Raw genomic sequence first — 26,470 nt, forward strand, 5'->3', positions numbered from 1 at the left:
GGCCGGGCCGGGCCGGGCCGCGCCGTGCCGGGCATGGTGTGGCGTGTGCGCTGGACGTGCGTGCCGTGGCGGCAGGCAATCTCGGACGCCCGCCGGCTGGCTCGTCGGCACGCACGTACCTCGCCGGAATGTCCAGCGCGGCAACGCAAATCACGCCCTGCTCAGTCCACCTTGTGGACCCGGGTTGTTGCCGCCGCGAGGGGCTTGCCGGTCCGGCTTTCCGGGCGCAGTCGAGCGACGGGACCGCCGTCGAGGTCCCGGAGCGTGGAGTGCGGTTCACCCTCGGAGAAGGCGTGGCGCTCCCCCCACTGCCGCAGCGCGACGATGGTGGTGAACAGGTCGCGCCCGGCCTCGGTGAGTTCGTATATGTGCCGCTTGCCGCCGGGCGTCGGCGTGCTGGCGAGGATGCCGTGGTCGACGAGGCGGCGGAGGCGGTCGGCGAGGATATTGCGGGCGATCCCGAGGCGCTGCTGGAACTCCGTGAACGCGGCCGCGCCGTCCATGGCGTCGCGCACGATCAGCAGGCTCCACCGATCGCCGACCAGGTCGATCGTCCGGGCCACGGGACAGGTCGGGTCGGTCCAGGATCCGCGCGTCATGAGCCTCCTCCCAATCGGTTGCAATTCAAAACCATTATGCCCTACGGTCAAACGGTTTCATTTTGCTACCAATTTGGAGGTCTCGTGTCGACAGGAGTCACCCGGTCGCAGCGATGGATCCTGGCGCTGGTGTGCGCCGTCGCGGTCTCGACGATCTACGCGATCCAGCCGGTACTGGCGGCGGCGGGGCGCGATCTGGGGCTGGCGCCGGAGTCGCTGGGCGGACTGGTCGCCGCCGGGCAGATCGGCTACTTCGCCGGTCTGATCGCACTGGTCCCGCTCGGTGATGTGCTGAACCGCCGTCGGCTCATCACCGCCCAGCTGGCGCTCACCGCGGTGGGGGCGGCGATCGTGGCCGCGGCGCCCAATGGCGTCCTCGTGCTGGCGGGACTCGGGGTCGCCGGGGTTTTCGCTGTCGTGGTGCAGGTGACGGTCGCCTACGCGGCGGCCGTCTCGGAACCGGGTGAGAGGGGCCGCACCATCGGCGCCGTCACGTCGGGCGTCGTAATCGGCATTCTCGGGGCCCGCGTCCTCGCGGGTGCGCTCGGCGATATGGCCGGATGGCGCGCGGTCTACGCGGTGCTCGCGACACTCTGCGCGGCCCTCGCCGTCACCGCCCGCACGCGGCTGCACCCGGATCCGAGGACGAGCACCGCGCGGTACACGCAGGTGCTGGCGTCGATGGGTCGGCTGATGCGCACCGATCGACTGTTCCTGAGCCGGAGCCTGATCGCGCTGTTCCTGTTCGCGTCCTTCGGGACATTGTGGAGCGGACTCGCACTTCCCCTCAGCACCGAACCCTGGAATCTGGGCACCACCGCGATCGGCCTGTTCGGCTTGGCGGGCCTGGCCGGAGCGCTCGGCGCCGCGCGCTCGGGCCGATGGGCCGATTCCGGTGGCGCACAACGGATCACCGGCTGGTCACTGGCGCTGCTGACCGCGTCGTGGCTGCTCGTCGCCCAGGCCGGATCGAACCTGTGGTTCCTGATCGCCGGTATCGTCGCGCTCGACTTCGCCGTCCAGGCCGTGCACGTCGCCAGCCAGCATCTGCTGACCACCGCGTATCCGGACCGCGCCAGCAGCGTCATCGGCGTCTACATGGCGTTCTACTCCCTGGGATCGGCCCTCGGGGCGGTCACGACCACGTGGGCCTACGGCGCGTGGGGATGGTGGGCCTCCTGCCTGGTCGGCGCACTCTATGCCCTGTCCGCACTGGTCGTGTGGGGAGTGGGTCGGATCACGGATCCGGTTGCCGCCGTGCACTTCTCGGAGTGCGGGTGAGTGGGCGCTCAGTCGGCGCGGGTCCCCGCGGCGACGAAGATCGGCACGGCGACGAACAGCCGGTCCTCGGCCGCCCGCACCTGCTGCTCGTCGAGCCAGGCCCCTTCTCCCCCGACATTGGCGAGCATCGGCAGGACCGCCGCATCCGTGCGGACGATCGTGTGGACCTCGACCGTGACATCGGTGAATCCGTTGTCCAGCAGCAGGTTCCGGTATCGGCGGGCGACCCGCGGGCTGGGCATGCGGTCCGCGCGGGTGTGGACGAGCGTGCGGGTGAGTTCGGGATCGTCGGAGTCGATCACCAGCGTGTCCCAATCCTGGCCGACGAGGACCGCGCGGCCGTTCGCGGCGAGAACCCGGCGGGCCTCGAGAACCGCCCGCTCGGGCTCGGGAAGGGCGTGCAGAATCTTGTCGGCGCGATAGCCGGTGACCGAACCGTCGTCGAGAGGCAGCGCGATGGCGTCTGCCACGTGGAATTCGCCTGCGGGCCAACGCTCTACGGCGACCTCGATCATGGCCGGGTCGAGGTCCGTGCCGATGGCCCGCACGCCGCGGGCCGCCAGCTCACCGACGGCCCGCCCGCTCCCGCAGCCCACGTCGACGACGGAGTCGCCCAGCCCTGCATAGGTACGTTCCCGCAGATCACAAGCCTGGGGAAGATCATCGAAGGTATCGAGGAGAGCAAGCAGAGTAGACATGTCGGTCATTGTGCGACCTTATGTCGACCTGACGTCAACCACCCAGAATTCCGCCGCGTCCATGACTTTCGATGTGACCCGCTCGGCCGATCCCCGGCATTAGAATCGTGCCGCCGCGGATCCCCTCGCAATTGTTGGCAGGAGTCTCATGCCGCCGAAACCCCCGGGTCAGCGCCGACCCAAGCAAGAACGCGCCAGAGTGACCAGAGAACAGGTCCTGGACACCGCGGCGCGACTGTTCGGGGAACGCGGGATCGTCGATACCTCGATGAATCGGATCGCGGCCGAGGCGGGCGTCAGCATCGGCACCGTGTACCGGTATTTCGGTGACCGCAGCGCCGTGGTCGAGGAACTGCTGGCGCGGATGCAGGAGAACATCGAGCAGCGTTTCACCGAGCGCGTTTTCGGGGTTGCCGACAAATCCATTGCCGAATTGGCGGTCGCCGTCCTCGGGGCGATCGCCGACGAACTGGTGGTCGATGCCGGGCTGGTGCGGGCGCTCGCGGCGGGATTGCAGTTTCCCGACAGTGGCATTCCCGAACTCGAACGGCGCCTGCGCCTGCTGGTCAAGGTGCTGGTGATCCAGGTACTCGGCCCCGGTGACGACCGCAAGTACGACGCCATGACCATCGTCCTGGTCAACACCGGATTCGCGGCGGTCATGCGGGCCGTCACGCTGGAAGTCGACGACCGGAAACGCGAGGAGCTGTTCGCTCTCACGGCACGCGGAATCGCGGCCTGGGTCGAGACCGAAGGCGACTGCTCGCCTCCGGACGCGCCATCCCGCAATGGCGGACACGCGTTGAGCAGACCGGTGGGCTTCACGCCTCCTCGGCCCGTAGTCCGGCACCGCAGCCCGCGGCAGGAACGAGCCAAGGCCACCAGGGAACATATCTTGAATACCGCCGCACAGCTTTTCGCGGAACGCGGTGTCGCGAACACCTCGACGAATCGGATCGCGGCCGAGGCGGGCGTCAGCATCGGCACCGTGTACCGGTATTTCACCGACCGCACCGTCATGGTGGAGGAATTGATCCAGGGGCTGATGGAACATGCCGAACAACGGTTGCGGCAGAGCTGGCTGGACCGGGAAGGGAAAACCATCCTGGAGGTGACCGGCCGGACGCTGGAGGTCATCGTCAACGAGGTGACGCCGAACGCGGAATTGGTGCGGGCATTGGTGGCCGGGGTGCACTTCTACCGCAGCGGCATCCCCGACTTCGAGCCGCGCCTGCGCGAATTGGCCACCGAGCTGATCGTCCAGACCGTCGGCCCCGGCGACGACCGCCTCTACGACGCAATGAGTTTCGCCATGATCAATACGGGCTTCGCGGCGGTCCTGCGCGCGGCGACCCTCGACCTCGGAACCACCGAACGCACACAGGTACTCGACATGACCGCACGCCTGATCGCCGCGGCCTGCGAGGCCGAAATAGCCGCCCTGGCACCGGGCAACGCCGGCTGAGTCCGGGTCAACGCCGTCTCGGTCAGGGGACCAGGGCGTAGACCTTCACGAGGAATCCGTCTTCCGTGGCGCCGAAGGGGTTGGCGATGTAGAAACCGCGGCGCGACAGGGACTCTCGCTCGCGCGGGAGGCGGGTTCTCGAACCGGAGGCGATGTTCGACAGGACGCGCTGGTCGTAGTTCGCCCTGACGTCCGACATCACGCTGAACCGGATCGCACCGCTGTCGGGTTCAGTCCGCCAGAGCAGTTCCTGCGTACCCTCGGGAACGCCGGCGAGCGAGAAGTTCTTGCTGGATCGATCCCTTCGCCCCGACCAGGGTTGGCTATCCGACCGGATCTCGGCGACCAGGACCTCAGCCATCCCTACGCTCCTTCACGCGTCGACGATCGTTCCCGCTGCTCGAGTCTACCGACAGGCGCCGGGCCGGAACGAACCCCGAATGTCACGAAGACCGCCCGCCGATGAATTTCAGTCTCCCCGTTGGGGGCAGCAGCCGACTGCTGCCCCGGCCGGTCCTAGCTGGCCTTGTTGTACGCCGAGACGACCTCGGCCTGGATCCGGCCGCGCTGCGAGACGCTGTACCCGTTCTTGCGCGCCCATTCCCGGATGGCCGCCGTCTGCTCCCGCCCGGCCGCCGTCCGCGGGGCGCCGCGATCCTTACCCTTGGGGACGCGGCCGACCTTGCGAGCGTGCGGCGTCCACTGTTCGAAGATACCGCGCAGTTTGCTCGCGTTCAGCACCGACAGATCCATCTCGTACTCGACGCCGTCGACAGCAAACTTCACCGTCTCCTCGGCCTCGGACTTGCCGTCGTAATCGTCCACCAGCTCGACGGTGACCTTGCGTGCCACTCCATATCCCTTTCGTTGAACCAGCAGGAGGGCGCAAGCCTATCCCACACGCCGCGGTGTTGATCACCGTCCGGCGAAGCCGGGATCGTAAAGCGCCGGGGTGCAGCCGAGTTCGCCGCGGGTGGCCCCTCAGCTGTGGGAACTCTCGCCGGGGCCCGGATCGGACGGGGCTACCTCGGAGACCCTCTCGTGCAGGCGCGCGCGAATCTGTTCCGGCGTGTAGGAGCGCCGCTGCCGCTCCGCCCGGACGATCACGACGCCGGTCGCGGCGACACCCGCCGCGCCCGCCAGACCGAGTATCTTCCACCAGCGCATGTGCCTAGGCTACTGCCTATGGCGGGTACGAGCATCGACCTCGACCGGGCAATCGAACTCACGCGAACCGGGGATCTGTGGTTGTTTCGCGGGAGTTCGGCGGCCGATCGAGCCATTCGAATGACGACGAACAGTCCGGTCAACCATGTCGGGATGGCCGTAGCGATCGACGATCTGCCGGTACTGATCTGGCACGCCGAACTGGGCAGGTCGCTGACCGACATGTGGTCCGGTAACCAGCACCGCGGCGCCCAACTGCACGATCTGCGCGACGCGGTGCTGGTGTGGGCGCAGCGCTACGGCCAGCGCGCCTGGCTGCGCCAGCTGGACCGGCCGGTGACCCGCGAGATGGAGGACAACGCGCTCCGCGCCATCGCCCGGCTCGACGGGCTGCCGTTCCCGTCGACCTCCGGTCTCGCCGCGCGCTGGCTGGGCGGCCGGGTCGCCCGGCTGCGGCCGAAATCCCGCAGGGCCCAAGCGGGTTCGGCGTCGGGGCAGGATCTGCAGAGCGCCTACTGCGCCGAGGTCGTCGCCCTCACCTACCAGGCCATGGGGCTGCTGCCCGAGCGGCGCGCGAATTGGTACGACCCCGGGCGCTTCTGGAGCGGTGACACGCTGCGTCTGTCCGGGGACTATCACCTGGGTGGTGAGATTCCGGTGGAGGTCCCGGCCAAAAGCGGGCCGGGAAATGAGGAGTGAGCGGGGCGGGAAATGAGAGTGAGCCTGCCAGGGAATGAGCAGTGCGCACACCAGGAAATGAGAGGTAAGCACGCCCGGTGAGCACGGCCGGAAGGTGAGGGGTGAGTACGGCCGGAAGGTGAGGGCGAGTACGGCCGGAAGATGAGGGTGGGCACGCCGGGATAACTAAGGGGTGGGCGTCAACCGGCGTGCAGGGCTGCCACCAGGTCGGTCAGGTGTTGCGTGGCGATATTGTAAAACGGGAAATAGCAACAGATTTCGCGTGCGTGGGGGTGGAAGCGGTCGGCGATCTGGTCCGCACACTCCTCCGGTGTGCCGACGACCGCCAGCGTCCGCAGCATGTGATCGTCGATCACCGCCGCCATGTCGTCGAACGCGCGGCGCCGCATCATCGCCGCGAGCACCGGCTGCCGGTCCTGCCACCCTTCTACCTCGAGCACCGGGACGTAGGCCGGGGTCGAGGCGTAGAAGGCGACCAGCCGCCGGATTCCCGACATCGCCTCGGCCAGTTCGGTTTCCGTGCGCCCGGTGGCGACGATCGCCTGCGGGATCACCTCGAATTCGGACATCGACCGCCCGGCGGACTCCAGTCCGCGCTCGACCGCGGGCATAGTCCGCTGGGTGAAGTAGCGCTTGCTGTTGAACGGCAGCACCAATAGACCATCGGCCACGGCGGCGGCCGCCGCCGTCATCAGTGGCCCGAGCGCGCCCACTCGAATGGGCGGCGGCCCGAACGGATTGGGGCCCGGATCGAAGTTCGGCGTCATGAGGGTGTGCGTGGAGAATTCCCCGCGGAACTCCAGCGCCGAATTGCCTTCCCACGCATCGAAGATCGCCTTGACGGCGAGCACCGTCTCGCGCATCCGGGCCGCCGGGCGCGACCACGTCGTCCCGTATCGGCGCTCGATGTGCGCCCGGACCTGAGAGCCGAGGCCGAGGGTGAACCGCCCGCCGCTGAACTCCTGGAGGTCGTAGGCGGCATGGGCCAGATGCATCGGACTGCGCGGGAACGCGATCGCCACATTGGTGAACAGCTCGAGATCCACCGACGACGCCGCCTCGAGCAACGGGAGGAACACATCGTGCGGGCCCTCGAACGTGAACAATCCGTCGACACCGGCCGCCGCCAGTTCGGCGGCACGCCCCCGGGCCCCACGCAGATCCGCGTCCAACTGCACATGGACCTTCATCGCCATCGCTCGCCCTCCATCGACCGCCGCCGAGGCAGGACCGTAGTTCGTTCCGCGGGCGACGCTTCTGGAACAGGTTACAAATGTCCGGCGTCCGCGGCGGTGAATCCCGTGCCGTTGGCGGCCGGATCGGCGCCGAGCCGGTCCAATAGATCGGTCGTGGACAGCACTGCGCCGCACCGGCGAGCGGTGTAGTTCAAGGCCATCAGATGTTCGTCGCGGCTGAAGTCGGCGGTGGCGTCCAGGGCCAGGAACGGACGCACGTCGCTCATGAAAGCCTCTGCGGCGCTGAGCATGCAGCCCATATGCGTATACACGCCGGTCACGATCAGATGGTCGCGGCGGTAGTAGCCGAGCAGTTCCCGCAGATCGGTGCGCTGGAAGGCCGAGTAGCGCCACTTGGTGACCTGGATGTCCTGCGCATCCGGCCGGAGTTCGGCGACGACCTCCGTATCGGGCCCGTGCGACATGCCCGAACCCCAGAAGTCGGCGAGGATGCCGCGGCGCGAGGGATGCTGGTTGCCCGGCTGCATGGTGTAGATGACCGGAATACGCAACTGGTGGCAGCGATTTCGGAGCCTGCCGATGTTCGCGATCAGGGTGCGGGCCGGGTCGCGGTCAGGATCGTAGGCCGACATGAAGTATTGCTGCATGTCGTGGATAAGCAGGGCCGTGCGCGTGGGATCGACCTTCCAGGACACCTGGTTGGCGGTGACCTCGTCCGGTCCGGGCATCGGATAGGGCGCGATCGGGGGGATGGGCATGGCTTTCTCCGGTTCGTCGTATGCGTGGGTACCGGCGGCCGAGGGCCGCGTCGGTGCGCCGGTCAGGCGACGGTGAGTGGCAGGTCCGCGATACCGAGCGGACCCAGGATGCGCTGGAATTTGCCTGTGGTCTCGGCCAATTCGGCCGCCGGGTCGGATTCGGCGACGATGCCGCCGCCCGCGTGGGCGAGCAGGGTGCGGCCGTCGGCGTCGAGTTCGGCACAGCGGATGCTCACCATCCACTCGCCGTTCCCGGCGGCATCGCACCAGCCCACCGCGCCCGCGTAGAAACCGCGATCGCCCTCCAGTTCGGCGATCAGGTCCGCGGCCGCCGCGGTGGGAGTGCCGCACACCGCGGGGGTCGGGTGCAGGGCGAGGGCCAGTTCCAGCGCGGACGGGCCGTGGGCGGGCACGGTCGCGGTGATCGGCGTGCCGAGATGCCACATCACCGGTGTGCGGGTGAGTTCCGGGGTCGCCGGGGTGTGGACGCCAGCGCAGCGGTCCTGCAGCACGCCGGTCACCTGGTCGACCACATACCGATGCTCGTCGCGGTCCTTCGAGGAGGCGAGCAGGGTCCCGGCGGCCGCGCGGTCCGCCGCCGCGTCGGGCAGCCTGCGGGCCGAACCCGCCAGCGGATGGCTCAGCACCTCCGTGCCCATCCGCCGGACCAGCACCTCGGGGCTGGCGCCGACCAGGTGCCTGCCGCGGTACGACCCGCCCGCGGCGGACAGATCGACGAGGAACCCGTTGCCCGACGGGTCGGTGGACACCAGCAGATCCAGGAGCGCACCGGCCGCCACCGGCCGCTCGGACCGAGCGCGAATTGCCCTGGCCAGCACGACCTTCCGGACCGGATGCGCGAGGTCACCCAGCAGCCGGACGGCCCCGGCGACGCGCTGCAGATGCGTCTCCGGCGCCGGGACGGCCGCGTCCAATTCGAAGCGGGGCAGCGCCGCCGGTGCGGCGGGGCGGTGCGCGGCGGCGGTCATCGTCACCGATTCCGGCGCCCACAGCGCCGCGGGCGCGCCCGGTGCGAACGGCAGTGCGCCGACGACGTAATCGGCTCGGCCACTGCGCAATGCGCGCACCGCCTCGTGCGCGGTGCCGAAGACGCGCCCGGCTCCCGCCGCGACGACGGTCCGGTGCGGACGAGACAGGACGAAGGCCGGGCCCGAGGGGGCGGCAGATGTGTCGGAAATGGTGATCATCCTCTCGTCACATATCCAGCGTGGCGCCGCCATCCACCCGCAGATCGTGCATGGTGATGTGGCGGGCGTCGTCGGAAACCAGGAAGCGGACCGCCGCGGCGATATCGGCGGGACTTGCGATGCGGCGCAACGGTATTCCGAGGCGGTATACCTCCGGATCGCCGTCGAGCAGACTCTCGCGCGCGGCGTCGTCCAGCGGACCGTCGCCGTACATGCCGCGCAGCATGGGGGTGTCGGTGGAGCCGGGCGACACCAGGTTCACCCGCACGCCGTGCGGGGCCACCTGCAGCGCGAGCGACCGGGTGAACGCGGTGGCCGCCGCTTTCGCCGCACCGTAGGCGGCCAGGCCGACCCGCGGAGCGGTTGCGGCATTGGAGGATACGACCACGATCGCGCCGCGTCCGGCAGTGACCATCTCGCGGGCCGCACGCTGGGCGACCTGCATGACACCGGTGGCGTTGACGCTCAGGCTGCGCTCCCACGCCTCCGGCGTGACGTCCAGCGCGGTACCCGACGCCATGACTCCCGCGGCGTGCACGACCACCTCGGGCGTGCCGTGCTCGGCGGTCAGCCGATCGAAGGCCGTGGCCACCGCCTTCGCATCGGTGACATCGACCTCGACCGCGTGAACGGAACCCGTTGTGCGGGTGGCTATCTCCTGTGCGGACCGCCGCACCTGCGGATCGCGATCCCACAGCGACAGCACTTCGGCGCCGGTCGCGAGTTCCGTCGCGATCGCGGCTCCGATACCGGCGGCCGCCCCGGTGACGACGACCACCGGGCTACCCGAAACGATCATGGACATAAGGTTAGCCTAACCTGACTACGAAATGGTTCGCTTGTCCGCCCCGAGGCGGCCGAGCACCGCTGGATTCGTTGGAAAGAGGTGGCCCCCAATGTCATCGACCGTTCTTCCCGGCTTCACGCCGTGGCCGGCGGCCGACGCCGCACGGTACCGATCCGAGAACTGCTGGACCGGAGAGACGTTCGGCGACGTGCTGACCGCCCGGGCGGCGGCGACCCCGGAGGCGATCGCCGTCGTGGACGACGCGCACCGCTGGACCTACGCCGAACTCGACCACCGCTCCCGCGCGCTGGCCACCGGGCTGTCCCGGCTCGGGATCGGCCGCCACGACCGGGTGCTGGTGCAGCTGCCCAACCGCGCCGAGTTCGTGGAGGTGATCTTCGCGCTGTTCCGGCTCGGGGCCCTGCCGGTGTTCTGCCTGCCCGCGCACCGGCAGGCGGAGCTGGTGCCGATCGCCACGGCATCCGCCGCCACGGCGATGATCACCTGCGGCGTCCATCAGCGCTTCGACCATGCGGCACTCGCGGATTCGATCCGGCGGCAGGTCGGCTCGCTGCGTCACCTCCTGGTGGTCACCGACGGCGCCGAGACGCTGCCCGAGGGCGCGCGCGATATCGCCGAATTCCGGGACGTGCCAAGCGATCTGCCCGACACCGACGCCGGTGACGTCGCGTTCCTGCAGCTCTCCGGCGGCAGCACCGGCATCCCGAAACTCATCCCCCGCACCCACGACGACTACCTCTACAGCGTGCGCCGCAGCGCCGAGATCTGCGAACTCGACAGCGGCACCGTCTATCTCGCGACATTGCCCGTGGCACACAACTTTCCGATGAGTTCCCCGGGCATCCTCGGCGCGCTGTGGGCCGGCGGCACGGTCGCCATGACGCCGGATCCGACGCCCGCCACCGCATTCCGGGCGATCGAACGGTTCGGCGTCACCCTCACCGGACTCGTGCCGCCGCTGGCTCGGCTGTGGGTGGAACGGGCCGAATCCGGAGATATACCCGACCTGTCCAGCCTGCGGGTGCTGCAGGTCGGCGGGGCCCGCTGCCCCGACGAGCTGGCGCGCCGCATCGGCCCCGCACTGGGGGCGACGCTGCAGCAGGTGTTCGGCATGGCCGAGGGCCTGGTCTGCTATACGCGGCTGGACGATCCGATCGACGTGGTCGTCGGCACGCAGGGGCGCCCCATGTCCGAGCACGACCGGCTCCGGGTGGTCGACGACGCGGGCGACGAGGTGCCGCCGGGGGTCGACGGCAACCTGATCACCAGCGGCCCGTACACGATTCGCGGCTACTACGACAACCCGGAGGCCAACGCCCGCAGCTTCACCGCGGACGGGTGGTACCGCACCGGCGATATCGTCTGCCTCCGGCCCGACGGCAACCTGGTCGTGCAGGGGCGCGCCGGGGACTGGGTGAACCGCGGCGGCGAGAAGGTGTCGGCGGAGGAGCTCGAGGCCCATCTGCTGGCCCATCCCGGCATCCGCGATGCGGTGATCGTCGGAACACCGGATCCTGTTCTCGGACAGCGCATCTGCGCCTTCGTGCAACCCGGCGATGCGGCGGAGCCGCTCACCCTGTCGACCGTGCGCGCCTTCGTGCGGGAGCGTGGGATGGCGGCCTGGAAGATGCCGGACGCCGTCGTGGTCGTGGACGATTTCCCGGAGACCGGGGTCGGTAAGACCAGCCGACGGGAGCTGCGCCAATTGCTCGCCGACGGAGCGCCCGCGCGCTGACCGCCGGGGCGGCGCGGCCGCACCGGCCGCGCCGCCCGTCACGACAGCACGTCGAGCCACGACCCGAGCACGGGATCCGAGGCGAGCGTGGGGAAGTCGATGTGCTCGTGGCCCGCGGACCGCCACTTCTCCACCAGCGACATGATCCGGACCGAGTCCAGACCGGCATCCAGCAGATTGGTCTCCGCGGACAGCTCACCCGGGCCGACGCCCAATGCCGCTGCCACGTCGTCGATTACGCGCTGGCGGCCGTCCGCCGTCACCTGTTCGTTCGCCATGTCATTCCTCTCGATCGAAATCGGCGACGCCGCGCTTCCAGTACCCGGCGATCAGATAGTCCTTGGGCCCCACACCGAGTTCGGTGCGCACCCACTTGCGCAGCGGGCGCAGCCAACCGGCCTCCCCCGCCATCCAGACGTAAATACGTTCTCCCTCCGGGGCTTTCACCGTGCGCACGGCCTTCTCGAAGGCATCGCCGGTGCCCGGCTCCGCGGACCCGCGATGGACCCAGCGCACCTCAATGCCGGAGGGCGGATCCAGGAGGATCTCCTCGGCGGCATCGGCGACCTCGATGAACGCCCACCCGGAGGCGTTGCGGGGCAACCGTTCCAGCCACCGGGCGATGGCGGGCAGCGCGGTGAGGTCTCCGGCGAACAAATACCTGTCGTACGACTCCGGCACCACGACGCCGCCGGGCGGCCCGGCGATGTGCACCCTGGTGCCGGGCGCGGCCGCGAGGGCCCAGTCGGAGGCCAGGCCGCCGGGGTGGATGGCGAAGTCGATATCCAGCTCGCCGTCCTCGGCGCTGTAGCGGCGCACCGTGTACTCCCGCGACACCGGGCGCGGACTCCCCCATTCCAGCGACAGCCCGTCCCGCACCGGCAGTCGCAGCACCCCGTCGTCGCACGGAAAGACCAGGCGCACATGCTCGTCCGGAACGTAGCTGTGGAATCCGTCCAGTTCCGGCCCGCCGAACGTGATGCGCAGCAGCCCGGACCCCACCTGCTCGGTGCGCAGGACCTCGAGCTCCCGCAATCCGATCGGGTAACCGACCTTGGCCCCGTGCACACCGGACAGTACGTCCGCGATCCGCTCGGCATAGGCGGCGCGATCCGTCACTTCTCCTCCTCTCCCTGCGGCGGCCCGGCGACGACCGCCACCAGCCCGCCGAGCACCAGAACCGATACGCCGTAGACCACGAGCGCGATACCCGGCGCGAACAATTGGCCCATCAGGCCCGCCACCATCGAGCCGACCGCGGTGCCGGTGACCGACTGCACCATCAGCAGCCCCGACATCCGGCCGCGCAGTTCCTCCGGCGCCTGCTGCTGCAGCACCGTGTAGCGCAGCACCATGTTCACCGCCCGGGCCAGGCCGAATCCGGCGAGGCCCAGGAAGACCCAGGCGGCATGCGACCACAGCCCGGCCACGATCACGCCGATCGGCATGAGCGCCAGCGTGATCAGCAGCGCCTGTCCCGGGCGGCGGGTGCGGCCGATCCAGCCGCTGGTCAGCGAGCCGAGCACGGCCCCGGCGCCGGGCGCGGCATACAGCAGGCCCAGCGTCGTCGGGCCCGCGCCGAGCTCCACATCGGCCAAGGCCGGGAGCAGCACCAGCGGGCCACTCACCAGCATGGCCAGCAGGCCGACCAGCAGCACGGCGCGAATGCCGCGGTGCCGTGCCGCGAATCCGATGCCCGCGAACAGTTCCCGCACGGGGTGGCCGGTGGCGCGGGTCGGCGGCGGCGCGGGACCGATCGCGCGGATCAGGCCCACGGTCGCGGCGGTGGCGGCCGCGGCGATGAAAAACGCTATGGCGACACCGGTTTCGGCGATGAGCACACCGGCCAGTGCCGGGGTGATCATGGTGCCGACGTCGGAGGTGAGCGCGGTCAGCGCCCCGGCCGCGGCCACCTTCTCCCGCCCCACCAGGACGGGAACCAGTGCCATCAACGTGGTTCCGCTGACTCCGCCCGCCAGGCCGTCCAGCACGGCGGCGACGTAGATCACCGGCAGCAACGGATCCGGAAGCAGCGCATTGACTCCGAGGATGAGGAACCCCAGACCGGCTGCGGTGCGCGACCATTGGATGACGTCGCGCCGGTCGTACCGGTCCGCGAGCACGCCGCCGCCGAGGCTCCCGGCGAACAGCGCCACCGCCGTCACCGTCGCCACGGCGGCGACGTGCACCGACGAGCCGCTCAGCTGGTAGATCTGGACCGGCAGCGCCACCATGAGCAGCCCGATCCCGAGCACCGAGACCAGCCGGGCCGCGAACGCGCAGCGGAACCCGCGGCTGGTGCGCAGCGGGGAGATGTCGACGAGCAGTGCATTGGACACTGTCACCGGAACTTCTCCGCGATGGTGTCGAGGGTGCTCATGACACCGCGATAGTCGAGGCGGTAGCTGGCCGCCGGGAGGTCGAACACGCGGTGCGCCTGGAACGCGGGAAGCCTTGCGTACAAGGGATCTTCGGCGAGCTGCGCGCTGTTGCGGCCGCCCTCCAGCGGCAGGACGAACAGCACCGGGGCGTCGACGACGGTGGTCAGTAGTTCCGGGCTGAACGACACCCAGTCGGCGGCCGCGGCGCGGGCCGGGTTGCCCGCCTTCGCCGACACCTGGGTGTCGTTGGTGAAGCCGACCTCGGACAGCAGCGACGGCAGCGCCGCGTCCGGGACGATCAGCGTCGGCTTCAGGTCCTTGCGCGACTGGAAGTAAGCGGTGGCGCCCGCCGGGACCTTGATCGACTGCTTCACCTGCGCGACCTTGTCCCGGTACGCGGCGATCAGGCCGTCGACCTTGTCGCCGCGGCCCACCACGTCGGAGATCAGCCGCAACTGGTCCTGCCAGTTCACGGTGGCGGCGGGCACCAGCACGGTCGGCGCGATGGCGCTGAGCTGGTCGTAGGCGTTGGCGGACTGCTGGGCCGGGAAACCCTGGCCGCCACCGATGATCAGGTCGGGTCGTTGGGACGCAATGAATTCCAGGTTGACGTCCTCGCCGATCGGCACGGCGGCGGTGCCCTGACGCTTCGCGTCGTCGGCCCAGGCGGGCGGGAAGTCGCTGGTGAAGTTGTTGACACCGAGCACCCGCGCGTCCGCCGCGGCCACCGGCGCGCCGAGGTCGTAGAGGTATCCGGCCAGGGCGCCGTTGAGGACGACGATCCGCTTCGGATCCGACGGCACGGCAACGGATCCGCGTTCGGTCTGCACCTGCCTGGTGTCGGAGGCCGAGGTGGCCCCGGGGGTGGAGCCGCAGCCCGCGACCGCCGCCACGGCGAGTATCAGCAGGGCGACGGCGGCGCGCAGGCGGGCCGTCGATCGGAGGGCAGTCATGGAGGGGTGATCCTTCTTTCTCGTTGTGCGGGAGGCTCAGTCGCGGATCGCGGGATCGGCGTCGAGCAGCGCGGCGACCTCGGTCCAGCCGGTCGGGGACACGATGTCGAAGTGCGAGTACGGGAGTCGGCGGACGACGATGTCGGTGCCCGCCGCCCGCCAGCCGGTGACCTGGGCGTGGCTGCGTTCCGGTTCGGTGCCGGGGTCTGCGGCGTACAGCGCCAGCGGCCCGGCGTACTGCGGCGGGTCCGACACCGTGACCATGCGGAGCAGCCGGGTCGCGGCCGAGCGAATCGCCTCCGCGAGTTCCGGTGCGTCCTCGGGGAGTTCGGGGAGCAGCCGGTCCAGTTCGGCCGGATCGGCCAGGGCGGACTCGGCACGCTCGACGAGATTCGGCAGCGGATGGGAATCGACCAGTCCGGCGAAGGCGATCGACTCCCCCGCGGCCGCCAACCGCGCCGACATCGCGTGCACGATATTGCCGCCCAGCGAGTAGCCGAGCAGGTGATACGGGCCGTGCGGCTGGATGCCGCGGATGGCGGCGAGGTACTTGTCGGCCAGCTCATCGATCGTCCGGGCTCGAATCTCATTGCCGCTCAACGCCGGAAACTGCAACCCGATGATCGGCCGATCGGCCCGCAGCAACCGCGTGAGCGGGCCGAACTGCCAGGCGGTGCCGCCGACGGGATGCACGCAGAACAGGGGTTCGGCCGATCCACCGGAACGAAGCTCCAGCACCGGATCCAAGCGGCTCCCCAGCATGGCCAGCCCGTCGGGCCGCAGGGACGCGTGCCCGGCCGAGTCGGAGGCCCGTCCGGCAGGTGAGGGCACACGCCCGGCCAGATCGGAACCATGCTCGATGCGGGGCTCGGGGCGGGCGGATTCGTGGTCGGGCAGTTCGGCTCCCGCCGTGACTCGTGCTGCGAGCCTGCGCGGCGTAGCGGCCTCGAATACGTCGTCGAGAACGACCTCCAGACGCGAGCGCCGCAACCTGCCGGTCAACCGGACGGCGGAGAGCGAATGGCCTCCCGCCTCGAAAAAGTCGTCGTCCGTATCGATTTCGGGCAGGGACAGCACCGCGGCCATGGCCTCGCGGATAAGAGCAAGTACTCCGCTGCCCTCCATCCTCGAATTTCCGGGAATTGGAGAGTCGGGGGCGGGGAGGGCCTTGCGGTCGATTTTGTCGCTGGAGGTGCGGGGGATGTCGTCGACTATGACGAAGGCGGCGGGGATCATGTAGGCGGGCAAGGCTTTACGGAGGTCGTCGCGAATGGCGCCGGGGTCGAGAACGGCCCCGGAGCCCGCGATGAGGTAGGCGACCAGGCGCTGGTCGCCGGGGGTGTCCTCGCGCAACAGCACAACCGTCTGGGCGACGCCCGGGCAGGTGAGCAGCGCGGATTCTATGTCGCCCAGTTCGATTCGCTGGCCGCGCAGCTTGACCTGACTGTCGGTGCGGCCCACGTAGTCCAGTTCGCCGTGCGGGCCCCATTTGACCAGATCGCCGGTGCGGTACATCCGTTCGCCGCTGCCGCCCGGGTCGGCGATGAACGACCCGGCGGTGAGGTCGGGGCGGGTGAAGTATCCGCGTGCGAGCTGCACCCCCGTCAGGTACAGCTCACCCACGACGCCCGGCGGCACCGGACGCAACCGCTCGTCGAGCACGCGAACTCCGGCGCCGCGCGGCGGCTGCCCGATCGGTACCGAGCCGGTGTCGCTGTCGGTCGTCACGTGGTAGGTGATGCACACCGCCGCCTCGGTGGGGCCGTACAGGTTGTTCACGCGTGCCCCGGTGAGCGCCCGGATGCGTTGCGCCGTGGCGGGCGGCAGCGGCTCACCGCCGGTGAACACGCACCGCAGGTCGCCGTATCCCGCGAGGTCCCCTTCCTCGGCGAGCACGGTGAGCATCGACGAGGTCATCTGCGCGGCGGTTACCCGCTCCCTGCGCATGAGCTCCGCCTGGTAGTACGGGTCGCGGTGGCCGTTGCGGCGGGCGATCACGATCCGCGCGCCGACGTGCAGCGGCAGGAACACCTCCAGCAGCGAGGCGTCGAAGGTCGCGGGAGTCCGGTAGAGCATGGTGTCGCCCGGCCCGAAGCGATGCTGCCGCTGCAACCATTCGAAGGTGTTGACGATGGCCGCGTGGCTGACGCTCACCCCCTTCGGCACACCGGTGGATCCCGATGTGAACAGCAGGTAGCCGCAGTGTTCGGGACGCAGCGGCGCGAGACGTTCGGCCTCGGTGATCGGAGTATCGGACAGTCCGCTCAGATCCAGTTCGTCGACCGCGAGGACCGGGGCGTGCCGGGTGTCGAACGCGTCCGCGGCGATACCGAGAACCATTGCCGGAGACGCGGTTTCGAGAATGCCGTCGATTCGCTGGGCGGGCTGGTCGGGATCTATCGGCAGGAAGACACCGCCGGACCGGCACACCGCGTGCGCCGCGATCACCTGGTCGACGCCGCGATGCATGGCCACCGCGACCACCGCCTCGGGTCCGATCCCGCGCGAAATCAACCACCTGGCAAGACGATTGGCTCGCGAGTGGAATTCGCCGTAGTCGAGCGTGACCTCTTCGGCCGTGATGGCCGGAGCATCCGGGACGACCGCCCCCGACTCCCATGTGGCGAGCGTGTCACCGCGAGTCTCCACACGCGTTGCCGCGTCGGTTATTTCGGCGACCGTCGCCTCCTGGCCCGCCACGACCGCGGTCAGCACCGCGCCGAGTGTGTCCGCGAGTCGCACGGCCGATGTTTCCGGCACCGCCTCGGGGTCGTGATGCAGCATGAGATCGAACCGGTCGCCGGGCAGCGCCGTCACGGTGACCGGATAGTGGGTGAGGCTGTGCACCGCCACGTCCACCACTCGCAGGTCGTGGGACTCCGGTTGCCGCAGACCGGATTTCGGGAAGTTCTCGAAGACGACGAGGGTATCGAACAGGCGCGGATGCCCCGCGGCCCGTTCCACGGTCGCCAACCCCAGATACCCGTGCGACTGCATGTCGAAGGTGGACCGCTGGAACCGTATCAGCTGCTCCGGCAGCGGCCGGTGCGCGTCCAGGCGCATTCGGACCGGCACCGTATTGCTGAACAGCCCCACCGTCTTCTCGACATCGCGCAGGTCCGCCGGGCGGCCGGAGACGACCGTGCCGAAGACCACGTCGGTGCGGCCGAGATGGTCGGCCAGCGTCAGCGCCCATGCTCCCTGGACGAGTGTGTTCATGGTGAGGCCGTGCCGGCGGCCGAACGCCTCCAGCGCCGCGGCCGTCGTGTCCGGCAGGGGCACTGGCAGTTTCACCGCTTGCGAACGCCGACCGGATATGCCGACGAGCGTCGGCATGGGCAGGGCGGACAGGTAGGTCCGCCAGCGGTCCAGCTCCGCCTCCGCATCGCGGGCGGCCAGCCATGCGAGATAGTGGCCGTAGTACCCCGGTTCGGCCAGTTCCCTGTCGCCGCCGTGATACAGCGTGAGCGTCTCCCGCAACATGATCGGAATCGACCAGCCGTCCGCGAGCAAGTGGTGCGCCGTGAGCACCAACCGCTGGGAGGTGTCGGTGAGCCGAATCAGCAAGGCACGCAGCAGCGGAGGGTTGCCGATATCGAACGGGGTGGCACCCTCGCGCCGCTCGAGTTCCCGGGCGGCACTGTCGATCTCGCCGACGGCAAGTCCGCGCAGATCCGCTACGCGCCACGATGATTCGGGTGTCCGCGGAACGATCTGGACCGGCTGGTCGAACTGTTCGTAACTGAAGGCGGCGCCCAGGTTCGGATGCCGGGCCAGCATGCGCTCGAACGCGCCCGCCAGACGATCCGGATCGACCGGACCACCCAGCTCGAAACGCGCTGTCATGGTGTAGATGTCGTCCGCCCCGTCGCGCAGCGCGTGGAAGAGCAGCCCTTCCTGCAACGGCGACAACGGAAGCACATCGGCAATCGGACCGTACTGCGCCGTCAGCGCGTCGACGGTCTCGTGCGGAACGGTGCCGACCATGTGATTCCCGCGTGCCTGCGGCTGGAATCCATCGGTCCCTCGCGCAGCATCGCCCGTGTGGATCCCGGCCAAAAGCGCGCCGGGAATATAGGGGGCGCCTGCGTCGGGAATGCGAGGGCCCGCGTCGGAAATACGGGGGACACCCGCGCCGGGAATACGGGAGCCATTCGCGCCGGGAGTACGGGAGCCGTCCGCGCCGGGAGTACGGGGGACGCCCGCGCCGGGAATACGGGAGCCATTCGCGCCGGGAGTACGGGAGCCGTCCGCATCGGGAGTACGGGAGACGCCCGCATCGGGAGTACGGGAGCCACTTGCGGCGGGAATATGGGGGGCGCTTGCGGGCGAGGTGGGTTCGGCGGTGGCGGCCAGCTCGGCCAATGTGCGGCGGGTCAGGAGGTCTTGGGGGGACAGGAGCAGGCCGTGGGCGCGTAGGCGGCTGCTGATGCTGATCGCGGTGATGCTGTCGCCGCCTATGGCGAAGAAGTCGTCGTCGATGCTTACCGCGTCGTCGTCGAGCGCTTCCGAAACCACCTCGCAGAGTGCGTGTTCGGCGGGGGTGGACGGTGGACGTCCCCCGCTCTCGGACGGCGGCTCGGGTAGTGCGGCGCGGTCGATTTTGCCGTTGATCGTGCGGGGCAGTTCGTCGAGCACGACTATGCGCGACGGCACCAGATGGTCGGGCACCACGTTCGCCAAGGCGCCGCGTAATCGGGTGGAATCCCATTCGGCGGCTTCGCCGGCCGGTACCGCGTAGCCGATCAGGGTCTGGCGGCCCGCGATCCGGCGAGTGTCGGCGGCCGCCGCCCGCACGTCCGGCAGGGCGCCGAGCGCGGCCTCCACCTCGCCGAGCTCCACCCGGTGCCCGCGAATCTTCACCTGGGCATCGGCTCGGCCCGCGTATTCGTAGCCGCTCCCGGGCACCCAGCGCGCCCGGTCCCCCGTGCGATACATACGTGCCCCCGGCGGCCCGAACGGGTCGGGGACGAACCGTTCGGAGGTGGCCGCGGCCCGGCCGAGATAGCCGCGCGCGAGCTGCGGTCCCGCCAGATACAGCTCCCCGATCTGATTGTCGGCGACGGCCTGTAATCCATTGTCGAGCAGGTAAACCCGCGCCCCGGCCAGCGGATATCCGATGTGCGGGATCTCCCCCGAAACCCGCGCGCCGATGGTGTCGACGGTCGCCTCGGTCGGCCCGTACATATTGACCGCCGCCAGCCCCGCGCGCTGAATCTCCCGCCACAGGTCCGGCGGGCAGGCGTCCCCGCCGAGCACCACCAGATGCGGTGCGACGGCAGGCAATCCGTGCTCCATCAGCGCCGCGGCCAGTCCGGGAGTCCCGTCCACCACGGTGATCCCGTCCCGCCCGAACGCTGCCACCAGAGCAGCCGGATCGCGCCGAATCTCACTGTCGTACAGGTGAATCCGATGCCCATCCAGCAACCACAGCAGCGGATCCAGCGCAGCATCGAACGCGAACGACGTCGTATGCGCCACCGCCACAGGCCGATCCCCCGCGAGCGCCACGGCATCGGCGAAGATCCCCGCCCGATGCCCGGCCAGCAACTGCGCCAGCGCACCATGATCCACCAGCACACCCTTCGGTCGTCCCGTCGACCCGGACGTGTAAATCAGATAAGCGCCATGCTCGGGCCAGACCACGGCACGCAGTTCCGCAGCGGTCAGCCCAGCACCGGACTGCCGAGCCACCTCAGCATGGAACTCCGCACTGTCGACAGAGACGAAGAAGCCACCCGGCGCTGCAGCAGAAGACGTTTCGCCCGGCCAGCCCGACATACTCTCGCCGTGGCGCCCTCGGCTCCCGCGATACCCGCGCCCCGCGCTCCGGCTCGCCGCACCCGCACCCCCGTCGTCCCGGCGCGCTTCTGGCCGGGATCCACCGCTGGTCCCGTCCGTTTCCGACGGGTGGATTCCGGCCAAAAGCGTGCCGGAAATATGGGGAGGCAGCGCACCAGAACCGCCGCGGACGGCGTCCTCGGCCTCGTCGGTTGGGCTGGGCACCAGCTGCGCGGCCAGCGTGCTGTCGGTGAGGACCAATGCCGGTGCGGCATCGTCGATTATCGCGCGCAGGCGCCGTATCGGGTGTTCCGGGTCCAGGGGGAGGTAGACGCCGCCCGCGCGCCAGACGGCGAACAGGGACACCACGAACTTTGCCGTCCGGGGCAGGGCGATGCCGACGATTGTTTCCGGCCCCACTCCCCTGCCGCGAAGGTATCGGGCGACGCTGTTGACCCGAGCGCCGAACTCCGCTGCGGTCCAATGCTTTCCGTCCACAGCGAGCACGGTCGAATCGGGACGTTCGGCCACCAAGCGGTCCAGCGCATCCGGCACCAGCTCGGCCGAATTCGCGGCCTCCGGCCCGGATCTACCGGCCAGCAATTTTTTCCGCTCGGCGCGGTCGATCAGTTCCAGCGCGCCCACGGGCGGCTTGTCCGCGCCGGTGAACGCGTCGATCGCCCGCACCAGGCCCGCGATCCGCCGCCGCACGACGTCCGGATCGTTGGTCCGGGCATCGGATTCGAAGCCGAGCAGCACCGTGCCGTCGGTCTGCGGTGTCACGGTCAGGCCGAAATCCTCCGGCGGCCCGCCCGCGACATTGCGCAGCACCCCGCGCGCACCGTCGAAATCCAGGGAGAAGTCGAAGACCTTGAGATTGACGCCGACGCCGTGCAGCAGCTCGCCCGCGCCGTAGCCGTGGAAGTCGCGCGCCAGATCGTCACCGCTGTAGCGCTGATGCGCCCGAATCTCGCGCAGCGCCTCGGCAACCCGCGCCCCGAGCTCCCCGATCCGGTCGTCGGCGTGGACGGCCAGCCGCAGCGGCAGCACGTTCACCGCCATCGCCGGGGTCGTCAGGGCCGCCCGCCCGACCCGGCCCATCAACAGCATCGAAAGCACGACATCGGAGGTGCCGAGCCGGCGACTGAGGTAGGCGGCATATCCGGCCACCAGCACATCCGCCCAGGTGATTCCGTAACGCTCGGCGCACTCCCGCAGCCGCGCGGCGGCGTCGGCCGACAGCACCGCCTCGGCACGGAGGGTGCGCTCCACCGCACCCCCCAGGTGCCGCCCGCGGCCGTCCAGATCCGGCCAGGGCGTCAGCTGTTCCCTCCAGAAGGCCCGGTCCTGTTGGAACCGCTCACCGGCGCGATACTCCTGCTCCTCGGCCACCAGCTCCGCGATAGTTCCGAAAGTCGGCTTGGGAGCGGCGATTTCGCGGCGCAGCGCGGTGTAGTGGGCGGCAACCCGGCGCGACAGCAGCGCGGCGCTGTACCCGTCCACGATCAGATGGTGGTACAGCTGCACACACCACACCTCGCATTCGCCGAGCCGGATCAGCGTGTAGCTGTACAGCTGCCGATCGACCATGCCGCGGCAGTGCTCCGCGGCCTGCTGCCGCTCCAGTGCCACCGCCTCGTGGGCCAGCGCCACCGGATCAGCCGCGGCACGCAGGTCGATCGTCGGCCGCAGCACCGCCGCGGTATCGGTCACGAATTGCCGTGGCCCCTCGGGTGTTTCGTACATGCGCAGGCGCATGTTCTCGGCCTCCCCCACGGTGCGGCGGATGGCCTCGGCGAGCAGATCGACGTCGACGGGCGCGTCGCCGGAGATCTCGAGGACCTCACCGACCAGGTAGCGCCCCGATTCGGGATCGAACCGCTGGGCGTTCCAGATGCCCAGCTGCGGCCCGGTCAGCGGCAACCCGGGATGGTCGGCGCTCGAGTCCTGTTCGGCCGGCGGCACGGCAACTCCCTTCACCCTGTACAACATTCCTCTGCGGACGCTTTCCCAGCGGCGGGAAACCGACATATCGACATAGGTTAGCCTAACCTTCCTTAGATTGGGTAACCTTTGGTCAATTGCCCACTTCACAGCACCCGGACGGCGTGCTCCGCTAGCGGAACCACCAGTGGCGCACCGGTTTCCGGATCGTCGACAATGCGGCAGCCGAGATCGAAGACCTCCTGCACTAGTTCGGCGGTGACGATCTCGCGGGGCGCACCGGCCGCGACCACCCGGCCCTCCTTCATGGCCACGAGGTGGTCGGCGTAGCGGAAGGCGTGGTTCAGGTCGTGCAGTACCGCGACCACGGTGCGTCCCGAATCCCGCTGCAGCGACCGGCACAGGTCGAGCAGCTGGATCTGATGGGCGATATCGAGGTAGGTGGTGGGTTCGTCGAGCAGGATCACCGGGGTGTCCTGGGCGAGCACCATCGCGATCCAAACCCGTTGGCGCTGACCACCGGACAGCTCGTCGACGGCACGGGCCGACAGCTCCGTGACGCCCGTGGCGGCCATGGCGGCGGCCACCGCCTCCTCGTCGGCCCGCGACCACTGCCGCAGCAGCGACTGGTGCGGGTAGCGGCCGCGGGCCACCAGGTCGGCGACCCGAATCCCGTCCGGCGCGGTGGAACTCTGCGGGAGCAGCCCGATCCGCCGAGCCACCTCCTTCGGCGGATACGCGGTGATCGGCTTCCCATCCAGCAGCACCGCACCGGATTCCGGCGTCAGCAGGCGCGCCAGCGCGCGCAGCAGCGTGGACTTGCCACAGGCGTTCGGCCCGATGACCACGGTGAACGCCCCGTCCGGAATCTCCACGGAGAGTTGATCACTGATGGTTCGCCCCCGGTAGCCCAGGCGCACTCGATCGGCCCGCAGCCGGGCGTCCGCCGCGCCGGATTCGCCGACGGGACCGTGCTTTTCGTTCATAGTCGTCTTTCCCTAGTTCCGTCGGGCCTCGGCCACCAACAGGTACGCCAGGTACATCCCGCCGATCGATACGGTGACGACACCGACAGGCAGGGTGGTGGGCGCGAAGACGCGCTGAGCGACCCAGTCGCTGCCGACCAGCAGCAGCGCCCCCATCGCCGCGGCCGGGAGCAGCGGCGTGGAGGGGGTGCGGGCCAGCCGGCGCCCGAGCTGCGGCGCGGCCAGGGCCACGAAGGCGATCGGGCCCGCGACCGCGGCGGCCACCGCGGTGAGCGCGACGCTCAACGCGATCAGCAGCAGCCGCGACCGCCCGACCCGGACGCCGAACGACCGCGCCAGATCGTCGCCGAACTCCAGGATCTGCAGGCGCGGCGCGGCCGGAATCAGCGCGACCGCGAGCCCGGCCAGGATGATGAGCACGGGCCCGACCTGCGACCACGACAATCCGTTCAGGGAGCCGAGGCCCCATGCCGCGGCCGACATCGCCGCGTCCAGGTCGGCGCGCAGGATCAGCCAGGTGTTGACCGAGGCGAGCATGGCGCTCACGCCGATGCCGACGATGATCAGCCGGAAGCCGGTCACGTTGTGCCGGAACGCCAGCACCTGGATCACCAGCGCCGTGCCCAGACCACCGATGAGCGCGCCCGCCGCCGTCGGAAACTCCCCGCCGCCGAGTGCCAGGATCGCGATCAGCGCGCCGGTGTAGGCGCCGGTGGTGAAGCCGACGATATCGGGACTGCCCAACGGGTTTCGCGTCACCGACTGCAGAATCGCGCCGCTGACACCGAGCGCGGCGCCGAGCGCCAGCGCCAGCACCACGCGGGGAAACCGCCATTCCCACACGACGAGCCGATCGAATCGGTCACTGCCCACGAACAGCGCCCGCAGCACCCGATCAGGTGGGATCGCGTAGTCGCCGGTGCCCAGCGCCAGCACGGCGACGGCCAGCGCCGCCACCGTCAGGATCGCGCACACCGCCACGGTGCGCACGCCCACCCGCGCGGTGAGGCGCGGCGCGCGCAGCACCAGCACCCGGCGGCCGAAATCGATGCGGGCGGTCATGTCGCACTCACCGTCGGACGGCGGGCCAGCCAGATCAGCGCGGGCGCGCCGAGGAATGCGGCCACCAGGCCGGCCGGTACCTCGTCCGGCCGAATGATGATGCGGCCCAGCACATCCGCGGCCAGGACCAGGGTCGGGGCGAGCAGCATGGAATACGCGACGATCAACCGTTGATCGGGGCCGACGATCCAGCGGGCGATATGGGGCACCGCGAGGCCGACGAAGGCGATCGGGCCCACCGCGGCGGTCGCCGTACCGCACAGCAGCGTCAGCGCCGCCGCGGTGAGCAGCCTGGTACGGCCGACCCGGACGCCGAGCGCGTGCGCGAGGTCCTCGCCGAGCGCGACGGCGTTCAGCGAGCGGGAGGCGATCACGGCGGCCACCACGCCGACGGCGATGAACGGCGCGGCCCCGGCGATGATGTCGTATCCGCGGTCGGTCAGCGATCCGGAATCCCACTGCCGCATCTCGTCGAATGCCTTGGCGTTCAACAGGATCATGCCCTTGGTGAGCCCGGACAGCACCGCGGTCACGGCAACCCCGGCCAGGGTGAGCCGGATGGGATCGGCGCCCTGCCGCCCCGCGGTTCCCAGTCGGTAGACCACCACCGACACCGCGGCCGCACCGGCGAATCCGAACCACACGTAGGACGTGATGCCGGAGACTCCGAGGAATGCCACCGCGATCGTGATGGTGAAGGCCGCTCCGGCGTTGATGCCGAGCAGGCCCGGATCGGCCAGCGGGTTGCGGGTCAGGCCCTGCATCAGGCATCCGGCGATCCCGAGCGCGACGCCGACCAGCAGGCCCAGCAGGGTGCGCGGCACCCGGTATCCGGTGACGATCAGCCCGTCGACGGAGCCGTCGTCACGCCAGAGCGCGGACCAGACATCCTGCACCGGAATGTATTTCGCGCCGACCAGCAAGCTGATCACGCATACCGCCGCCAGCACGGACACCGCCAGGAACCATCCGGGCCAGCGCCGGATCCGGGTGGGTATCGGCGCGCGGTCGACCGCTAAGCCACCCATCGGCAACCACGGCAACCGACCCGTTCACGCCCGGGTCCTATTTTCGATCTTTTCATCAGGCGCTCTTTCCAACCGATCAGTGCAGGTCAGGCGGTTATGCCGGGTTGCGATGACCACCAATTCGGGCAAGGTTAGCCTAACCTGCCCCTTGATAGCTAAGGCTTGCCTACCTTACTGTGTCAACTGTCCGATTCACAGCAGACACCCAGGTGTCGACGAGCTGACTCACAGACTCGGTGGCGACTCGAGGACCCGCCACCGGGGACGAATCGGACAGTGCCGCAAGGATTTACACGATGATGAGGAAACAGATGAGCAACGTGTCACACCTGACCTGATCGGTCGGAAACCCCTTTTTTCCTTACCCGACAGTCGAATTCGCTGACTGCCGGTACTCACTCGTGCCCTGTGGCACCCACCGCACCGCGCGGCCCCCGTGCGGGCCGGGCGTGCGTGTCGCAACGAGAGACCGAGAAAGGTTCACCGACCCTTGAAATTCACCAAGTTAGCCTTGGCGACCGTTACCGTCGGCGCCGTCCTGAGCACCACCGCCGGTACGGCGCATGCCGATCCGGCCGCGGAGGCGCCGGTCAACTACACCGCCAACACCACCGACAAGTCGACGATCATCAAGACCGATTCCGGGTCGATGGCCGTCGAGAACGGGGTGTTCAAGATCAAGGCGGCGAACGGCGCCACCGTGGCCGGTACCGAACTCGGC

Annotated in this window: 22 protein-coding genes; 5 read left to right on the plus strand and 17 right to left on the minus strand. The window is 69.6% G+C overall.

Annotated features, from left to right (window positions below; all coding sequences use genetic code 11):
- Positions 1–161 precede the first annotated feature (161 nt).
- Positions 162–599, minus strand: a complete 438-nt coding sequence (locus NM1_RS38130) for a winged helix-turn-helix transcriptional regulator (RefSeq protein ID WP_068032132.1) — start codon at positions 597–599, stop codon at positions 162–164.
- An 84-nt stretch (positions 600–683) separates the two neighbouring features.
- Between NM1_RS38130 and NM1_RS38135 the strand changes: the two genes are divergently transcribed.
- Positions 684–1,880 carry an MFS transporter gene (locus tag NM1_RS38135; protein ID WP_246011392.1) on the plus strand — a complete coding sequence of 399 codons (1,197 nt, stop codon included), beginning with the start codon at positions 684–686 and terminating at the stop codon, positions 1,878–1,880.
- Positions 1,881–1,888: 8 nt separating this feature from the next.
- On the opposite strand, the gene NM1_RS38140 is transcribed toward NM1_RS38135, so the two are convergent.
- A complete protein-coding gene (locus tag NM1_RS38140; protein ID WP_068032181.1) occupies positions 1,889–2,578 on the minus strand; it encodes a methyltransferase domain-containing protein in 690 nt (229 codons plus the stop codon).
- A 199-nt stretch (positions 2,579–2,777) separates the two neighbouring features.
- Here NM1_RS38140 and NM1_RS44375 point away from each other — a divergent pair, with 199 nt between their 5' ends.
- Complete coding sequence (locus NM1_RS44375; RefSeq protein ID WP_246011393.1) at positions 2,778–4,043, plus strand: TetR/AcrR family transcriptional regulator; 1,266 nt, start codon at positions 2,778–2,780, stop codon at positions 4,041–4,043.
- Between the two features lie 22 nt (positions 4,044–4,065).
- Here NM1_RS44375 and NM1_RS38150 read toward each other — a convergent pair whose 3' ends face one another.
- From NM1_RS38150 to NM1_RS38160, 3 genes are all read right to left on the minus strand, one after another.
- Positions 4,066–4,404, minus strand: coding sequence for a hypothetical protein (locus NM1_RS38150; RefSeq protein WP_068032138.1), 339 nt, complete (start codon positions 4,402–4,404; stop codon positions 4,066–4,068).
- Positions 4,405–4,559: 155 nt separating this feature from the next.
- Positions 4,560–4,895 (minus strand): histone-like nucleoid-structuring protein Lsr2, encoded by a 336-nt coding sequence (locus NM1_RS38155; protein WP_068032141.1) that lies wholly within the window; start codon positions 4,893–4,895, stop codon positions 4,560–4,562.
- Positions 4,896–5,024: 129 nt separating this feature from the next.
- Entirely contained in the window at positions 5,025–5,210 is a 186-nt protein-coding gene (locus NM1_RS38160; protein WP_068032144.1) for a hypothetical protein, read from the minus strand.
- Between the two features lie 18 nt (positions 5,211–5,228).
- Here NM1_RS38160 and NM1_RS38165 point away from each other — a divergent pair, with 18 nt between their 5' ends.
- Entirely contained in the window at positions 5,229–5,909 is a 681-nt protein-coding gene (locus NM1_RS38165) for a hypothetical protein (RefSeq protein ID WP_068032148.1), read from the plus strand.
- Positions 5,910–6,088: 179 nt separating this feature from the next.
- Here the strand turns inward: NM1_RS38165 and NM1_RS38170 are convergent, their stop codons facing one another.
- From NM1_RS38170 to NM1_RS38185, 4 genes are all read right to left on the minus strand, one after another.
- Positions 6,089–7,099: a TIGR03617 family F420-dependent LLM class oxidoreductase gene (locus tag NM1_RS38170; protein WP_068032186.1), complete on the minus strand. Its 1,011-nt coding sequence runs from the start codon at positions 7,097–7,099 to the stop codon at positions 6,089–6,091.
- A 77-nt stretch (positions 7,100–7,176) separates the two neighbouring features.
- Complete coding sequence (locus NM1_RS38175; protein WP_068032152.1) at positions 7,177–7,863, minus strand: isochorismatase family protein; 687 nt, start codon at positions 7,861–7,863, stop codon at positions 7,177–7,179.
- A gap of 62 nt (positions 7,864–7,925) precedes the next feature.
- Positions 7,926–9,071: an isochorismate synthase gene (locus tag NM1_RS38180; RefSeq protein WP_068032154.1), complete on the minus strand. Its 1,146-nt coding sequence runs from the start codon at positions 9,069–9,071 to the stop codon at positions 7,926–7,928.
- 7 nt (positions 9,072–9,078) lie between these two features.
- The gene (locus NM1_RS38185; protein ID WP_068032156.1) at positions 9,079–9,876 is read right to left on the minus strand and encodes an SDR family oxidoreductase; all 798 of its coding nucleotides are present in this window, start codon (positions 9,874–9,876) and stop codon (positions 9,079–9,081) included.
- Positions 9,877–9,967: 91 nt separating this feature from the next.
- On the opposite strand from NM1_RS38185, the gene NM1_RS38190 reads away from it, so the two are divergent.
- Positions 9,968–11,614 (plus strand): (2,3-dihydroxybenzoyl)adenylate synthase, encoded by a 1,647-nt coding sequence (locus NM1_RS38190; protein ID WP_068032159.1) that lies wholly within the window; start codon positions 9,968–9,970, stop codon positions 11,612–11,614.
- A 38-nt stretch (positions 11,615–11,652) separates the two neighbouring features.
- On the opposite strand, the gene NM1_RS38195 is transcribed toward NM1_RS38190, so the two are convergent.
- The 8 genes from NM1_RS38195 to NM1_RS38230 all read right to left on the minus strand — a co-directional run bounded on the left by NM1_RS38195 (position 11,653) and on the right by NM1_RS38230 (position 25,749).
- Positions 11,653–11,892, minus strand: a complete 240-nt coding sequence (locus NM1_RS38195) for a phosphopantetheine-binding protein (RefSeq protein WP_068032162.1) — start codon at positions 11,890–11,892, stop codon at positions 11,653–11,655.
- A 1-nt stretch (position 11,893) separates the two neighbouring features.
- Positions 11,894–12,733, minus strand: coding sequence for a siderophore-interacting protein (locus tag NM1_RS38200; RefSeq protein WP_068032164.1), 840 nt, complete (start codon positions 12,731–12,733; stop codon positions 11,894–11,896).
- The gene (gene entS / locus NM1_RS38205; protein ID WP_068032167.1) at positions 12,730–13,959 is read right to left on the minus strand and encodes an enterobactin transporter EntS; all 1,230 of its coding nucleotides are present in this window, start codon (positions 13,957–13,959) and stop codon (positions 12,730–12,732) included. The genes NM1_RS38200 and entS overlap by 4 nt, the downstream gene beginning before the upstream one ends.
- Positions 13,956–14,948, minus strand: a complete 993-nt coding sequence (locus NM1_RS38210; RefSeq protein ID WP_068032170.1) for an ABC transporter substrate-binding protein — start codon at positions 14,946–14,948, stop codon at positions 13,956–13,958. The genes entS and NM1_RS38210 overlap by 4 nt, the downstream gene beginning before the upstream one ends.
- A gap of 36 nt (positions 14,949–14,984) precedes the next feature.
- The gene (locus NM1_RS38215; protein ID WP_169814394.1) at positions 14,985–22,694 is read right to left on the minus strand and encodes a non-ribosomal peptide synthetase; all 7,710 of its coding nucleotides are present in this window, start codon (positions 22,692–22,694) and stop codon (positions 14,985–14,987) included.
- Positions 22,695–22,819: 125 nt separating this feature from the next.
- The gene (locus tag NM1_RS42800; RefSeq protein ID WP_068032176.1) at positions 22,820–23,659 is read right to left on the minus strand and encodes an ABC transporter ATP-binding protein; all 840 of its coding nucleotides are present in this window, start codon (positions 23,657–23,659) and stop codon (positions 22,820–22,822) included.
- A 12-nt stretch (positions 23,660–23,671) separates the two neighbouring features.
- Positions 23,672–24,721: a FecCD family ABC transporter permease gene (locus tag NM1_RS42805; RefSeq protein WP_068032179.1), complete on the minus strand. Its 1,050-nt coding sequence runs from the start codon at positions 24,719–24,721 to the stop codon at positions 23,672–23,674.
- Positions 24,718–25,749 carry an iron chelate uptake ABC transporter family permease subunit gene (locus NM1_RS38230; protein ID WP_084520445.1) on the minus strand — a complete coding sequence of 344 codons (1,032 nt, stop codon included), beginning with the start codon at positions 25,747–25,749 and terminating at the stop codon, positions 24,718–24,720. The genes NM1_RS42805 and NM1_RS38230 overlap by 4 nt, the downstream gene beginning before the upstream one ends.
- 511 nt (positions 25,750–26,260) lie before the next feature.
- On the opposite strand from NM1_RS38230, the gene NM1_RS38235 reads away from it, so the two are divergent.
- A partial coding sequence (locus NM1_RS38235; RefSeq protein ID WP_507762187.1) for a DUF8020 domain-containing protein occupies positions 26,261–26,470 on the plus strand: 210 nt, incomplete at its 3' end.

It is taken from the genome of Nocardia mexicana NBRC 108244, from assembly GCF_001613165.1.
Taxonomy (GTDB): domain Bacteria; phylum Actinomycetota; class Actinomycetes; order Mycobacteriales; family Mycobacteriaceae; genus Nocardia; species Nocardia mexicana.

Coding starts and splice junctions, on each gene's coding strand:
- NM1_RS38130 (WP_068032132.1), bottom strand. CDS start 599: ATGACGCGCGGATCCTGGACCGACCCGACCTGTCCCGTGGCCCGGACG.
- NM1_RS38140 (WP_068032181.1), bottom strand. CDS start 2,578: ATGTCTACTCTGCTTGCTCTCCTCGATACCTTCGATGATCTTCCCCAG.
- NM1_RS38150 (WP_068032138.1), bottom strand. CDS start 4,404: ATGGCTGAGGTCCTGGTCGCCGAGATCCGGTCGGATAGCCAACCCTGG.
- NM1_RS38160 (WP_068032144.1), bottom strand. CDS start 5,210: ATGCGCTGGTGGAAGATACTCGGTCTGGCGGGCGCGGCGGGTGTCGCC.
- NM1_RS38165 (WP_068032148.1), top strand. CDS start 5,229: ATGGCGGGTACGAGCATCGACCTCGACCGGGCAATCGAACTCACGCGA.
- NM1_RS38170 (WP_068032186.1), bottom strand. CDS start 7,099: ATGAAGGTCCATGTGCAGTTGGACGCGGATCTGCGTGGGGCCCGGGGG.
- NM1_RS38175 (WP_068032152.1), bottom strand. CDS start 7,863: ATGCCCATCCCCCCGATCGCGCCCTATCCGATGCCCGGACCGGACGAG.
- NM1_RS38180 (WP_068032154.1), bottom strand. CDS start 9,071: ATGATCACCATTTCCGACACATCTGCCGCCCCCTCGGGCCCGGCCTTC.
- NM1_RS38185 (WP_068032156.1), bottom strand. CDS start 9,876: ATGTCCATGATCGTTTCGGGTAGCCCGGTGGTCGTCGTCACCGGGGCG.
- NM1_RS38190 (WP_068032159.1), top strand. CDS start 9,968: ATGTCATCGACCGTTCTTCCCGGCTTCACGCCGTGGCCGGCGGCCGAC.
- NM1_RS38195 (WP_068032162.1), bottom strand. CDS start 11,892: ATGGCGAACGAACAGGTGACGGCGGACGGCCGCCAGCGCGTAATCGAC.
- NM1_RS38210 (WP_068032170.1), bottom strand. CDS start 14,948: ATGACTGCCCTCCGATCGACGGCCCGCCTGCGCGCCGCCGTCGCCCTG.
- NM1_RS42800 (WP_068032176.1), bottom strand. CDS start 23,659: ATGAACGAAAAGCACGGTCCCGTCGGCGAATCCGGCGCGGCGGACGCC.
- NM1_RS42805 (WP_068032179.1), bottom strand. CDS start 24,721: ATGACCGCCCGCATCGATTTCGGCCGCCGGGTGCTGGTGCTGCGCGCG.
- NM1_RS38230 (WP_084520445.1), bottom strand. CDS start 25,749: ATGGGTGGCTTAGCGGTCGACCGCGCGCCGATACCCACCCGGATCCGG.